Origin of the sequence: Dactylosporangium cerinum (genome assembly GCF_042653625.1) — a bacterium.
Taxonomy (GTDB): Bacteria; Actinomycetota; Actinomycetes; order Mycobacteriales; family Micromonosporaceae; genus Dactylosporangium; species Dactylosporangium cerinum.
The window spans coordinates 1-14,471 of record NZ_JBHSIU010000126.1 but is presented as its reverse complement, the minus strand read 5'-3'; the positions used below and the strand labels follow the sequence as shown (position 1 = coordinate 14,471).

Genomic DNA, 14,471 nt, shown 5'->3' with positions numbered 1-14,471 from the left:
CGAGCCGGCATGGCGTTGCTCTGCGAACTGCTCGAGACCGGGCTCGTGGTCCACGAGGCCCCGGCACTGCAGCAGGCTGCCCGCCGTGGTGAATCGATCGCAGACGCGGTGTTGACGATCGCCGCCGATCTGGGCGTCCGGCTCCGGCAGGCGAGCCGTCATGTCGTCCCGCCCCCCGGGCCCGGCGAATGGACACCGTTCGCCAGCGTGTACCTGTGCCCGGCCGAGCCCAGGTGTGGTCGCGAGTGGCTGAAAACCGCCGGCGTCACCCCACCACACTGTCTCGTCGCCGGTCTGCCACTGCGACGGAGCGACGCCGGATGAACGGATTTCTCACCGAGCTCGGCAAGCAGCTTGCCCAGAAATGGCTCACGCTGCTCGTGCTGCCGGGCCTGCTCTACACCGCGACCGCAGCGTTTGCATATGCCGCCGGGTGGTCCCACGCCCTGCGCGTGCACAGCACCATTGCCGCGCTGAACGCCCTGGCCGTCTCCGAGCCGCACCCGCAACCCGTCACGATCGCGGTCGCCGCCTCGGCGGTCCTGCTCGCCGCCACTGCGAGCGGCCTGGCGGCGCAGGCGCTGAGCAGTGTCGTGGAAACCATCTGGCTCGGTTCGTGGCCGACACCCCTCCATCGCCTCAGTGAGGCATTGACCCGCAGACGCCTCACCAAATGGACTCCGATCGACGCGCAGAATCGTGAGCACCGCCGGCTGACCGGAATGGAGGATCCGGTCCTTGTCAGGCAGCGCCGGCGCATCGCTCTCAGCGAACCACGACACCCCACCTGGATGGCCGACCGGCTGGAAGCAGTCACCGAGACCGTCAAGGACGAGTACCAACAGCTCGATCTCAGCATTGCGTGGCCACGTCTGTGGCTGCTGATCCCCAATGCCGTACGCGACGAGGTCCGAGCAGGTCGCTCAGCGGTGGACCAGGCCACCGTCTTGGCGGCTTGGGGGCTGCTCTACGCCGCTCTCGGGGTGCTGTGGTGGCCGGCGCTGCTGATCGGTGCCGTCGTCGCGTTTACCGCATGGCGACAGGCGCGCGCCCGCGTCAGTGTGTACGCCGACCTCATCGAATCAGTGGTTGACCTGCACTACACGTCCCTGGCCGCGGCGATCGTGCCCGACAACGAGGAAAACGGACAACAGCTACGCGGTGAGCGCCTGAACCGACGCCTCGTGAAGTCGCGCTGACCGTCGATCACAGTGAGGACCTGCCATGGGAATCTTCCGCAACCGATCCGAAGCGACTGCACCACGGCGTCCGCAACCAGGCGTACTCGCCGAGGGCATCCAGCTGCGCTCAGCTCAGAACGCCAACACCGGATTCGACATCCTTGAACAGGCGATAAACCGGCAACGACCCCGCCACTACGCCGACCTGCCACACCTCGTCGCATGCGGTCACCGATGGCTCGCCGCCTCGCCTCCGCCGACGAACGTGATGTGCTTCAGCGACCCAAGCGACGACTTCGTTGCTGTGGCCGCGTGGCAAGGCGACTCCGACACCGACTTCGGACTCTTCATGGTCGGCGCGGCCGGTGCTCGCCGCGATCTCCCCATTATGGCGCAGTGGAGGGCGGGCGATCCCACGCTTGCCCCGGTCGGCACCATTCCCGCGAAGTCGATCGCCTTGACCGTGCCACCGGTCCGCCCAGACTTCGCCGAAGAGATCGTGCGTACTGCGGGGTTCCCGGTCACGCCGGCAAACGTCGCAGCGATGCGTGACATCGTCATCGAGTTACTCGTCATCAAAGCGCAGGAATACATCAGCAGCCAGAGCCGCCAACTCGCGACCGACTTCGCCGTCCGCCACCGCCAATCGACCGATCCGCAGACGATCCTGCGCGATCTGGGTGACTGGAACGGCGACGTACTCCCGTACATCCAGGACCTACCTGTCCGGATCCGGGCGATAATACTGAGGCCGGAGGGTCACGATAACGTCGCCGCCCGAATGCCCCGACCCTAACCCATTGCCACTTAGCCTAAGTTGATCATGCTGCACGGCGTTGGATGGGGTAGAGGGTGATGGTGGCCGGCCCGTGGTGGCGGGTGCTGGCTGGTTCGTGGGGTTGTTTGATGTGGTAGGCGTTGTGCTGGCCGCAGAACAAGACCACCAACAGCAGCTGCCAATCGCGGCAGCCAGCTCCTTCTCAGAAGCACCGTCGGGCACGCCGCAAAAGCACGAAGCGCCGGGATTCGGCACAGGCGTGGATCCGCTCCGGGGCGGTGGTCACGGTGAAGCACTACGCTGAGCGGTACGGCGTCGACAGGTACACGGCGTATGACGACCTGACCGCGCTCGGGTTCGCGTTGCCTGACTCGGCGCAGCAGTGGGCGCAGCGCCCATCAACGACCCCTGCCGTACCGGCGGGCGCGCCACCCTCCCGGTCCCTGACGAGTGGTGGATCATGCTGGACGGCAGGCCGTTCTTCGTCGCGGGCTACACCTCCGGCGGCACTCCTTACGGCACGTTCGCCGACGAGATACCGCCATACGATGATCCGCTTTGAGGGCGCTTCGAGACCCGAGACATGGGATGTCTGCCGTGATCGACGTGCCTTGATCTGCCGAGGTACGAGTCGATCCACAGTGGATGGACGATCTGCGCGATTGTGTAGTAATCAGGCCGGTGCGTCGACTCTGATCAAGGCTGTGACCTGGTCTCGACTGTGCGCGGACTACGGATCAGAAGGTTAGGGGTTCGAGTCCCTTCGGGCGCGCAACATCAAGAGGCGGTTGAGCTGCGGAAACGTAGATCAACCGCCTCTTGCGTTTCGTCCACTGTGGACCTGTTGTGTTCCGAAAGGGATCCGCTGTTTCGCAACGGTCCAGTTCGGGTCGCGCTGGTGGGGATCCGTTCGTGCCAGCTGGTCTGGATCTTGGACTGGGTGCCGCGGCAACAGCCAAGATCAAGCAGTGTCCCCGAATCGTGATCCAGGCCGGCGCCGACCGTCTTCAGTGAAGATCATCTGCGGGGTCGCATCGCCGTGCGGACGTCCGCGACAGCGCAGGCCGTCCGGGCTGTTGGCTCCATCGCGTCAGCCGCACCCCGGTCCCCGCACCCCTGGCTGGGGCACAACCGCCAAGCTGACCCTCGCCCGGGCCGCTCACCGCAGCCGGCCGCCGACCATCTGACTGCGCCACCCCACCGCGGCCGAAAGCATCCGGATCTGCCGATGCAAGCAGGCACTTGCACCATCGGCGCCCGCAACTAGACCTTGAGCCATTTTCATCGTGACGCTGCACCGACCGCGCCGCTGCACCGCCGTCAGCTAACGGTCGATCGCCCACCGGGACCGAATGGACGATTGATGCTCCCCGGAGAGCTCAATTGCCATAGCCGCGTGTCTGGTTGCGGACGCGGCTACACCGCCATGCGTTCGGACCCAACTAGACTTCGGACGCGCCGAAGCTGCTCATCGCCAACCTGGAGATTACTGCATGCGATCGGATATTGTCCGCGCTGGGGTATTTATCGGTGTTGATCATTCCGGAAATCTTCAGCCGCTGAAGGATGCGGCGGCGGGCGCTCGGCGAATGTACGACTGGGCCCTGCACCAAGGGGTAGTCGACGGCCGCCAAGCCCAGCTGATCACGGACGAGGACGGCCGCAAGGTCGATCCCGGGCAGATCTACGACGCCATCACGGAGATCGTCGACGGCCCCGGCGCCGACCAACTCATCGTCTATTTCGCCGGCCATGGGGTGAATCTCAACCGCAGCGAGCACTGGCTGTTGAGCGACGCGCCCCGGCAGACCGGCGCAGCAGTCAACGTCGCGGGAAGCGTCGAGCTCGCTCGGTACTGCGGCATCGGGCACGTAGCGATGATTTCCGACTCCTGCCGCGTCGCGCCTGCGGGCATCCAGGCTCAGAACGTCCGTGGCCAGGACGTGTTCCCGAGTGACGGCGGCGGCTCGCGCGCCCACCCCGTGGATCAGTTCTTTGCGTGCCGGCTGGGGCGGGCCGCCGGAGAGATTCAGGATGCGCGCGAGGCGGCCACGGGGTTCACTGCGGTGTACACCGCGGCGATGCTCGACGCGCTGTACGGCTTTCGGGACGAGGTGTTCGACCACCGGACGGACCCGGTCGACGGAGCGCGCTTCGTCGTACCCCACCTGCTGCAGGCGTACCTCGAACGGGAGATCCCGGCGCGGCTGCGTGCGCGTGGCCTGCGGCAGGTCTTCAATCAGGAGCCTGATGCTCTGTTGATGCGGCACGACTATTGGCTAGCCAGGGTTGTGCCCACGGCGGCCGAGCCGCTTCGCGGGCCGGAGACACCGCGGCCGCCGCGGCGCGCGGTGACGCTGCGCGATGTGGCCGGGCGGCTGGTGAGCGCCGCGGCCCACCAGTCCGAGGCCGAGCTCCGCCAGGAGATCTGGAAGGCGGAGCAGCGACCGGACATCGGCACCGACTCGCTGGCCGCCCGGGTGCGGAGGACGGCCGCGCCCTTTGGCCCCGACCATGACGAGTCCGGTTGCGGCATCAAGATTCGAGGCGCCCAGCTCGTCGAGTGCTTTGCGTATGGAGTCCAGTGCGAGACGTTGGGAAAAGACGGCGATCTGGTGCGGGTGCATGATCCGGATGGCCGCCTGCCCGCCAGCGTGATACTTCGCTTCGCGTCCGGCGTAGGCACCGTGGTGCCGGTCTTCACGGGCTTTCTGACGGCCATCACCTTCGACGGTCCGGAGCTCGTCGACGTCGCCTTCGAGCCGTCCGCGAACCACCGCCGCTGGGCGGCTTTCGTGGGGCTCGCGGACCGGGTGCGGGTAGTCCGCGCTGTAACGGGGGCCGTCGCACAGTACGACCGGCTCGACCTGGACTCCACGACGGCGGCACACCTCCTCGACCGCGCGCGCTACGGGGACACGGTTGACCTTGGAGTCGCGCTCCGCGTGGCCTACGCCCATCACGACAGGCAGGAGCCGCTGGGTGAGATCCAGCGGCTGGCCGCGCTCCAGCGCGGCCAGCTGGGGGGCGTGCTGTTCGACATCGCACTGGTCGGGCGCGAGTTGGTCGGCCGGACGATTGGGCCCGTCACCGGCGTCGTGCCGTTCGTTCCGCTAGTCGCTCGTGGCTGGGCGCTCCTGCACGCGCACCGGGTGGGTCTGCCCGGCGGACTGGCCGGCGTCGAGGCGGGCCTGCGGGACTCGGACTGGGCCGTCTACGGGGTCGAGGAGCTCGGGCATATGCGGCGGGTGTTGGCGACGGGAGCGGTGCGATGAACAGGCAGTTGGTGCTGGTACACGGTCGGGCGCAGCAGCTCAAGGACCCGGATGCGCTGAAGGTGGAGTGGCTCGACGCCCTCGCCGAAGGACTCGCGAAGAGCGGGTTGGCCTTGCCCGTCGCTGCGGCGGACGTCCGATTTCCGTTCTACGGCGACGCGCTCGTCGATCGGGTGGCCGACGTGCCCGCCGAACTGGCGTCGGCGGTGGTTGTCCGGGGCGGCGACATCGATGACGAGGAACGTCAGTTCCTTCGCGAGGTCCTCACCGAGACGCATCTGCAGGCGGGGGTCACCGCCGAGCAGATCACTGAGATGGGGAGCCTCGACGTGGTGCAGCGGGCCGGCTGGCCCGACTCCGCCTGGGCACACGCCGTGCTGAAGGCGGTCGACCGGTACGTGCCGTACGCGAGCGGGGCTGGCATCGCGGTCGCCACACACGACGTGTACCGGTACCTCACGGACTCGCTGATCCGCGAGGAGATCGAGGAAGGGATCAGCGCGGCGGTGACTCCGGGCGTCGAGACGGTGGTGGTCGGTCACTCCCTCGGCACGGTCGTGACGTACAACCTGCTCCGCCGCGAGGGCCATCTGCGGGGCTGGCGGGTGCCGTGCTTCGTCACGCTCGGCTCGCCGCTGGCAGTGACGGCAATCCGCCGGAAGCTGCGCTCGCTTGCCCCCATCCGCCGCCCGGCGTGCGTGGACACCTGGTACAACGCACGTGATCGCCGTGACCTCGTCGCCCTGTACCCGCTCGACACCGAGCGCTTTCCGATCATCCCCGAGGAGCCGCCGATCCAGCACCACGACGCCGTGCGAAACCACACCGACAACCGTCACGGCATCGCTGGGTACCTCGCCGACGCGGTGGTCGCACGCTGGATCCACGACGCACTGACAGCATGATCGACAAGGGGGTGACCGACGGTGAGCCGATCGAACGAGCCAGATCGCGAGACCGTCGCAGCCGTCCTCGCATTCGTCGACGCGAGCGACGCCGCAGAGACCGAGGCGGTGCTGCGGCAGCACCACGAGCTGCTCCTCACCGACCAGGCCGACCGGGTCCTGTCCGACCTGATCCGGCAGTACCGAGACGAAACCGACGATGTCACTGCGCTGCGCCGCTCCCGCCGCCTGCTGTACCGGTGCCGGGAGTACGGCATCGATCGGGGCCTCGTGCGCCCCGACCGCCGCCCGGAGGTGGAGGCGGCCGTACTCGATCTGGTCAACATCCGCGACATGGCCACCTTGCGGCGGCACGTCGCCGATCACCTGGAGCTACTCGTCGGCCCGGAGGCCGCAGCGGTCCTGGATGACCTGCGGCTGCTCCACCTCGATCAGGAGGATGTGCAGGAGCTGCTCCGCGACCGCCGCAGGCGCGTCGAGTCCGCGGTCAGCGTTGGCCCGGAACAAGCCTTCAGCGATCAGATCCTTGATGTGCCCCACGAGCTGGTCGAGGCGGTCGGCCGACTGCTCGACACGCCGTTCCACCTGCTGCGCGGTCAGATCGAGCGGCGTGCGGGCATGCTCCTCAGCGACAAGGCGGAGGAGTTCATCAATTTCACCATCGACAATTTCACCATCGACGAGGCGGACGGTTCGGAAAGGTCGGACGATTTCATCGCACGCCTAAGGCAGATCAGGACGGTCCTGCAAGCCTGTCGGGCAAATGGGCTGGACGCCGTGCTGGGACCGCCGGCATCGGACCGCTCGGCGAACAGCGACGGACCGGACCTGCGCGCCGAGGCGACAGCCGCGCTCGCCAGCCTCGCCAACGAGCGCGGGACGATCGCGGCGAACGACATGCAGCTGTTGATCGATCGTCGTCCTGAGCTCGCCGGCATCCTGACGCGGCCATTGGTCACCGAGCAGGTGTGGTGGACCGGGCTGCTGGGCGTGGATGCCACCCATTCGTCGCTGCATGACATCGGCCAGGCGTACGCCGCCGGCGACTGGGGCCGGGCCTTCGAACTGAGTCTCGCGGCGATCGAGGCCGTCGATCGGGCCCGGTTCCCGTCTGCATGGGGCGGGCTGCTCTGCCTGGCCGGGACAGCCATCGGCCGTCAGGAGTCCGGTGACCGCGCCGCCAACCTCGACCGCGCGATCGAATACCACACCCGTGCCCGCAGCATACTGACGCCCGCCGACGGCGTGTTCTGGCGGCAGAACGAACACCACCTCGCAGTCGCCTACCAGCAGCGCGGCCGCGGTAGCCGGTGGGAGAACCATGAGATGGCGATAGAGATTCTGCGGAACCTCATCGCGGTCGTCGACCCCGCGGAGGCGGAGCCGGAATGGCACGGCAGCCTCGCCGAGCTGCTGCGCCAACGTGTCATCGGCGACAGCGAAGAGAACCTGCGGGAGGCTACGGCTCATCTGGAACTCATTCTCTCCCGTCCGGCGGCGGACAACGACGCGTCCTGGCGCCCCACGGCCCTAGTAGTGCTGGGCTTGATCCATCTCAACCGGGGATCGGGTGACCGCGCCGACAACGTGGAACGCGCAATCGATCTCCTCACCCGCGGCGTGGCCGGTACCGAACCGGGCCTGGACCAGGCGGACTGGGCGACCCCGCGGCGTGCCCTGGCGTCGGCCTACCTGGCCCGGGTGCACGGAGACAAGGCCGAAAACTGGCAGGCCGCGCTCGACCTGCTCGCTGAGGTCGTCGATGCATGCCCGAAGGAGCAGTATCCAGAGATCTGGGCGGAGAACCAGCTCGGCACCGTCGAGTTGCTCGACAACGCACCGGGCGGCGTAACGACCGAACATCTGCGCCGGATGGCGGAGATCACTGAGTCGGTGCTGACCGTCTACACGCTGCGTGACTTCCCGCACTCGTGGGCGCAGGCGCAGACCATTCTCGGCTCAATCTATGCCTCGCTCGCGTCCGAGGACGACGCGTACATCGACCGCGCGGTCAGCCACTTGACCGAGGCGTTCCAAATCTACACACGCGAGGGGGCACCGGCCCGCTGGGCACACCTGCATCGCACGTTGGCGAGGGTTTACACCCGCCGCGCCGAGCGCGCCGAGGCGGAGCGACGTTGGCCGCTCAGGGCCCAGGCCGTGCAGCATCTCGAGCGTGTCCTCGAGGTATGTACGGTCGCTGCCGACCCCCTCGGCCGCCTGAAAGCGCTGAACCACCTGGCCATGCTCCACTTCCGCCACCAGCGGTGGTACGACGCGCTGCGCTGGCTCGTGACGGCGATGCGGGTCATCGACTCGATGCTCGCCACCGCGCACACCCCAACCGGCCAGCTGTCGGCTGTCGCCACTGATGTGGACATCTACGCATGCGCCGCCTATTGCCTCGTCCGCCTCAACGATCCGTTCGCCGCGATGATCTGCGCCGAGTGGGGCAAGGGCCGACTCCTGGCGCACGCGCTGGTGCTCCGCGACCTCGACCTCCTCGGCCTCCCAACCCCCAAGATGCAGGAGATCCGCAGTGCGCGCCATCTCGTGCGGCAGCTCGACGCGTCGCTGCGTCACGAGCTCAGCACGGGTATCCCCGAGGCAGTCCGGACCAGTCAGCGCCTCGCAGCCGCGCGCCGGACGCTCGACGTCTCGCTGGCCGACGTCGAAACCGATCACGCCGACGCGGTGCGACACCGGTTGCGACTCGACGAGGTAGGCGAGACGGTACCGGTTAACGGTGCGGTGATCATGCCGACCGTTACTCCGGAGGGCACGGTCATCCTCGCCCTGGTCCGGGACGACAAGGGGCAGCTGGGTCTCATCACAGGATCGATGAGCTGGGTGACCAACGACGTGCTGCGCGGATTGCTGCACGGAGGAGACGGCCATCCCGGCTGGATGAGCCAGTATCAAATGTGGCGGATGCGTGCACTACCCGACGACGCATGGCGCGAGTCCATTCGCGCCAACTTACGCCTGTTGTGGCAGGCCCTGGTCGAGCCCATGGCCATGCAGTTGGAGGGGCACCTGCCCGAAGGAGCCACGGTGACGATCGTGCCGCAGGGCGCGTTGTCGTTCCTGCCGCTGCACGCCGCCGGCGCCCTGGGCGACGGCACCGGCTGCCTTCTCGACCGCTACGTCGTCTCATACGCACCCAGCATCTACGCGTTGCGAGCCAGCAAGCGCCGGCTCGCCGCCCGCGCCGGCTCCGACATCGACCTCCTTGCCGTCGTCGACCCGACCGGCGACCTGGAATTCGCCCGTGTCGAAGGGGATCTGGTACGAGCCGCGGCGAATGGGCAGCCGCAGACCGAACTGTCCGGCGCCACGGCGACCGCGCAGCGGGTGACGGAGGCGGTGGCGGGCCGGACGCACGTGCATTTCTGCTGTCACGGCGGATATGACCCGCAGGACGTGCTTCGTTCTGGGCTGCGCCTGGCCGGCTCGGCCCTCACGCTTGAGCGCATTCTGGATCCGGCATTCGATCTCACCGCGAACCGGCTTGTGGTGCTCAGCGCGTGTGAGACCGGCCTGGTGGATTTGCGGTCATCCGCGGACGAGTTCATCGGACTTCCCTCCGCGTTCCTGCAGGGCGGCGCTTGTGGCGTGGTCAGCACCCTCTGGCCGGTGGAGGACCGGGCGACGAGCCTGCTCATGGGGCGCTTCTACCAGCACCACCTGTGCGAGCAGATGGCGCCCGCGGCCGCTCTGCGGCTCGCGCAGCTGTGGCTCCGCGATGTGACCGCCCAAGAGGCCGGCGTGGCGGACAGCCAGCAGGACCATCCGTTCGCCGACCCGTACTACTGGGCGGCCTTTCAGTTCACGGGCGCGTGACCATGACCGATGTGTCCCAGCAGACGCCGCTCGACGACGTCCTCCGCGAGCGGTTGCAGCCCGACGAGTTCGCGCTGTACCAACGGCTACACGCAGCACACTTTTTCTGGTGGAAGGCACACCGGCTCAGCGTGCCCGGCTCGCTGCGAGGTCTGCGGTCCCTGCTCCATCGGGCCGGGGCGGTGTCCCTGCAGCGCGATCAGGTCCACAAGACCAGCCAACCGTTCTACGATTATGCGGCCGAGCTGGGCCTGCCGCTCGACCGGTTCGACATCGACGACCGACTCACCGGCATGCAACACCCGGGTCATCCGGGGCAACGTTACTTCTCGGAGCCCGGCGACTGCCTCGCGATGTACGCCAACACACGCCTCGGCTGGGTGTCACACGGCGTCGGCAATGCCCTGACGTTCAGTCTGCCCGACACACTGCGCAACTGTCTGCGGGACGAGGCACGCGAGGACGGCTGGAGCACGCTGACCGCGTACCGCTGCCCGCCGTTCGTCGATGCGCTCCGAAGGCTCGAGTTCTGGTCGGTTGCCGACTTCGCGGCGCGGCTCGCCGGTCGGCACGGCCTCGCAGAGGAGGCCGCGGAAGCCCCGATCGATGCGCTTGCCGCGCTGGTCGACGACGCGAGTGATGGCATCGACCTGACCGCGGTCCGACGACTGGCCGACGACGCCGACGCGCTGCTCGCGGAGCATCGTCCGACCTACGCCCAGGCCGGTGAGGCGTTCGCCTTCGCCGCGGTGCTGGGGGTACTGCTTGACCAGCTGACGGCGCGCATCACTGTGCCGAACGGCATGAACTTCTGGTACCCGCTGACCGAGGCGGCGCTGACCGCTACACGGCAGTTTCTTCCCCGGTTGCGCGATCTCGTCGAGTCCGCCGGGACCGATCACGACCGGCTGACCTCGGCGCTCGACGAACTCGCCGCCGACTGCCGTGCGTATCTCGACGCACCGAATGCCCGGCACGAGCCGGGCCCCGCGTGGCGGGATCTGACCGAGGCGACGGCCGATCACCTTCGCGCGCTCGGCTTCGCCATGCGACGGCACCGCCGCGACGACGTCAAGAACGCGGACACTGTCTTCACGGCGAGCAATGCGCTCTGGCGGTGGGTCTTCTTCCACGACCACCGTCGGCTGCGCCCGGACCTGGAAGGGCTCGGACTGACCCGGGCGGATCGGGACCGAGCGGCCGGCGTCGTGCTGCGCTGGCTCCACCGGCCGTGGGCCGTGCTTTCGGCCGAGGACGTCGGTCCGGCGTTCCGCGGTATGGTGCCCGGCGACGAGGAAAACGGGGTCCAGCGAGCATTCATGGTGCTCGGAGACCTCCTACGGTCGGAACCCGGGCTCTATCTCCAGAAGGCATTCAACGTCGCCGACCCGGACCGCGCTGGTGCCTTGCTGCTGCGCCTGATCGACAGCCGCTACGTGCTGCACGCTTGCCGGCAACGCGTCCAGTATCTGCGTTTTGAAGATGAGGACGACAACTTGCGGGTGCAGGGGCGCCTGTTGATCGAGATGTTCACCGCCTGGGCATACGGCGACGACCGCCGGATGGACCGGCTCGAAGATGACATGGAGGATGTGGTCCGGCTGCTCCGCGATGGCGCCCCATGGTGTCAGGAGTTCCTGAACGCGGACCGCCCGGTGACGACGCGGCAGCGGACATTTGCGGCCCAATACCAAACCGATCCAGAGGCGTGGTGCAAACGCCTCTTCCGCTTCGACGACCCTGGGTTTTTCGTGGACGAACACCTCGGCTTTATGCCACCGGAGCGGTTCTCCTTCCTGCAAGCGTAAGGCCGCCGCCCAGTGGACGCCGTCGTCGTCGCCCCACTGCCGACAGAGCCCGAGCCCAGGGCCCTCCACCGCTAATGGCCGTGGCACCCCGTGGCACGGCTCGGCGTGACGGCCCGCACGCCGTTGCGGTCGAACTCGCACATCGGGAAGTCCGGTACGGGTAGGCGTGCACGCCAGCCGCGCCGGCGAGCCAGGGGGGACGGGCAGTCCGAAACCTCCACGGTCGGAATTGCGCCGGGCTAAATACTGGCCTACCGACGAGTGCCACATAACGCCCGATCGCGTTTCCGCACATGCCACTGTCTTTGCGCGGCGCGGCGCGGCGCGGCGCGGCGCGGCGTTGCGGCCACAGCTCTGAGGGCTGAGACATAGGATGTCTGCCGCAATCGGCGTGTCTGGAACGTGTCCGGAGCACTGTTGTCCATAGTCGATGGACGAACTTACCGAATGGGCCGTAATCGGGCGGTCGAGTCGGTGCTGATCAAGGCTGCGAGCTCTGCCTGGCCGCTGAAGGACTACGGATCAGAAGGTTAGGGGTTCGAGCCCCTTCGGGTGCGCAAGATCAAGAGGCGGTTGAGCTGCGGAAACGTAGATCAACCGCCTCTCTTCGTTTGTCCACTGTGGACCTGTGGTGTTCCGAAAGTGATCGGCTGTTTCGGAACGGTCCAGACCGGTCCGTGCTGGTCGGCGCGGGTCTGTGCCGCCTGGTCCACCGTTCCGAAAAGGGATCCGACGGGTGACGGCCGGTGCGCCGCATCTGACCGGTTGCGGATTTCGAAGCTGTTGAAGATCCATCCGGGTGGGGCGGCAGACGAGGTTCGATCTTGGGGGCCGGGCCTGCGTGAGGCTGGGGGCCGGTGGCCGGTCCCGGTGGTCCCAGGCGCGACGCCGTGAGCGAGACTGAGAGCAATGCCGCTATTACGACCTGGAGCTTTCCTATGCCGCAGGGGATCGTCCGCTGGTTCGACGCCGAACGGGGGTTCGGCTTCCTCGCGCCTGAGGACGGCTCGCCAGACGTGTTCGTGCACGCCTCCGAGATCGTGGGTGAAGGCGGCCCGAAGGTGCTCCGCGAGGGCCAGGCCGTCGAGTTCGAGGCCGGCGAGAACGACCGCGGTCCCCAGGCGCTGCGCGTCCGCGTCACCGCCGAGCAGGCCGCCGGCGGCGCCGTAGGCCTGCTCGGCACGGTCAACTGGTACGAGCCGGCCAAGGGGTACGGGTTCGCCTCGCCTGACGGCGGCGGCGCCGACATCTTCGTGCACAGCTCGGCCATCGTGACCGGCGGTGTGGTCAGCGACGGGCAGCGGGTGGCCTTCGTCGTCGTCGAGGGCGAGCGCGGCCCGCAGGCCGCGCACGTGGTCCCGCTCGGTCCCGGGGTCGGCCTGCACGCCGGGGCCGGCGGTGCCGACGGGGCGGACGGAACCGTCTCCTGGTACGACGAGGACAAGGGCTTCGGCTTTATCGCTCCCGACTCCGGCGGCGGGGACGTCTTCGTCCACGCCCGGTCCCTGGCCGAGGGCCTCACCTGGCTGGCAGAGGGCGATCGCGTGGCGTACGAGGTCGTCAGCGGCGACAAGGGCCCGCAGGCCCGCGATGTGCAGTTGGTCCGAGGGGTCGAGCCCGTACCGCCACCGCGACGGCCGGCGCCGGTCGGGCCGGCACCCGCCAGGAGGGAGCCGCCGTCACTGGGCGTGCCCGCACGCGCGGGCGAGGGCGTCGTCGCACGTTACGACGGCGACCGCGGATTCGGGTTCATCACCCCGGACGCCGGAGGTGACGACCTGTTCGTCCACGTGTCCGTGGTCGCGGGGTCGGAACCGCTGCAGCAGGGCGACCGGGTCCGGTACACGGTGCGTCAGAGCGACCGGGGCCCGCAGGCCGACCGCGTAGAGCGCCTCCGAGGCGCTCCTACTCTCACTTGAGAGTGCCCGGGGGTGCCTCGGCGGGCCGGTAGCATCCGGCGGTATGCAGCCGCGTCGGCACCGGATGCGTCAACGATCACGCCGGGATTCGGCCCGGGCCTGGATCACCTCCGGTGCCGCGGTCTCTGTCAAGGCGTACGCGAAGCGGTATGGCGTGGACCGGTACACCGCGTTCGACGATCTTGCCGCGCTCGGTGTCCCTCTGCCGGCCTTCGCGCAGCAGTGGGCGCAGCGTCCGCCGTCGTCGCCGCGGCTGCGGTCCACGCGTCGGGTCGGTTACGGGATCGTCCCCGACGACGACTCGTGGATCGTCGTTGACGGCAGGTCGTTCTTCGTCGTCGGCTATACCGCTGGCGGGGCGCCGTACGGATTCACCGACGAGACCTCCTCGGACGAGGACTGGATCTGACTGAGCACCAAGCACGCCAGCGGGTACCTGCCGGTTGGCATCGGCCGGACTGGGGGCACCGCCTCCGGTGGAGATCTCTACGGCACGTTCGCTGACGGAACGCCACCATAGGGGATTTGCTTGAGGCCCTTTCGAGACCAAACATGGGATGTCTGTCTGTGATCGGCGCGTTGCGATCTGCCGATCGCGAATCGATCCTCAGTGGACGGACAAGCCGCGCGATTGCGATGTAATCGGACCGTCGAGGTGGCGCTGATCAAGGCTGTGAGCTGGACTTGGCATCTTGCTTTCTAGTTGAGTCGGCCTGGAGCGCGGTGTCAGTGTTGCCGCTGGTCCGTTTCTCCAGGCCGCTC

General features: G+C 67.9%; 9 protein-coding genes and 2 pseudogenes. All 11 read left to right on the top strand.

Annotated elements, in window-relative coordinates; translation table 11 throughout:
* Positions 1-9 precede the first annotated feature (9 nt).
* Positions 10-324, top strand: a complete 315-nt coding sequence (locus ACFPIJ_RS57895; protein ID WP_380128115.1) for a hypothetical protein — start codon at positions 10-12, stop codon at positions 322-324.
* Positions 321-1,199 (top strand): hypothetical protein, encoded by an 879-nt coding sequence (locus tag ACFPIJ_RS57890; RefSeq protein WP_380128114.1) that lies wholly within the window; start codon positions 321-323, stop codon positions 1,197-1,199. Before ACFPIJ_RS57895 ends, ACFPIJ_RS57890 begins: the two co-directional genes overlap by 4 nt.
* Positions 1,200-1,224: 25 nt before the next feature.
* The gene (locus tag ACFPIJ_RS57885) at positions 1,225-1,977 is read left to right on the top strand and encodes a hypothetical protein (RefSeq protein WP_380128113.1); all 753 of its coding nucleotides are present in this window, start codon (positions 1,225-1,227) and stop codon (positions 1,975-1,977) included.
* Positions 1,978-3,452: 1,475 nt separating this feature from the next.
* Complete coding sequence (locus tag ACFPIJ_RS57880; RefSeq protein ID WP_380128112.1) at positions 3,453-5,234, top strand: hypothetical protein; 1,782 nt, start codon at positions 3,453-3,455, stop codon at positions 5,232-5,234.
* The gene (locus tag ACFPIJ_RS57875; RefSeq protein ID WP_380128111.1) at positions 5,231-6,139 is read left to right on the top strand and encodes a hypothetical protein; all 909 of its coding nucleotides are present in this window, start codon (positions 5,231-5,233) and stop codon (positions 6,137-6,139) included. Before ACFPIJ_RS57880 ends, ACFPIJ_RS57875 begins: the two co-directional genes overlap by 4 nt.
* A 21-nt stretch (positions 6,140-6,160) precedes the next feature.
* A complete protein-coding gene (locus tag ACFPIJ_RS57870; RefSeq protein ID WP_380128110.1) occupies positions 6,161-9,982 on the top strand; it encodes a CHAT domain-containing protein in 3,822 nt (1,273 codons plus the stop codon).
* A gap of 11 nt (positions 9,983-9,993) precedes the next feature.
* Complete coding sequence (locus ACFPIJ_RS57865) at positions 9,994-11,790, top strand: hypothetical protein (protein ID WP_380128109.1); 1,797 nt, start codon at positions 9,994-9,996, stop codon at positions 11,788-11,790.
* A gap of 938 nt (positions 11,791-12,728) precedes the next feature.
* Positions 12,729-12,926: pseudogene (locus ACFPIJ_RS57860) on the top strand (cold-shock protein); the annotation flags it as partial.
* 36 nt (positions 12,927-12,962) lie between these two features.
* Positions 12,963-13,154, top strand: a pseudogene (locus ACFPIJ_RS64540) (cold-shock protein); the annotation flags it as partial.
* The gene (locus ACFPIJ_RS57855) at positions 13,143-13,709 is read left to right on the top strand and encodes a cold-shock protein (protein WP_417323613.1); all 567 of its coding nucleotides are present in this window, start codon (positions 13,143-13,145) and stop codon (positions 13,707-13,709) included. The pseudogene ACFPIJ_RS64540 and the gene ACFPIJ_RS57855, both read left to right, overlap by 12 nt.
* Before the next feature lie 43 nt (positions 13,710-13,752).
* Positions 13,753-14,118 (top strand): hypothetical protein, encoded by a 366-nt coding sequence (locus tag ACFPIJ_RS57850; RefSeq protein ID WP_380128108.1) that lies wholly within the window; start codon positions 13,753-13,755, stop codon positions 14,116-14,118.
* Positions 14,119-14,471: the final 353 nt, after the last annotated feature.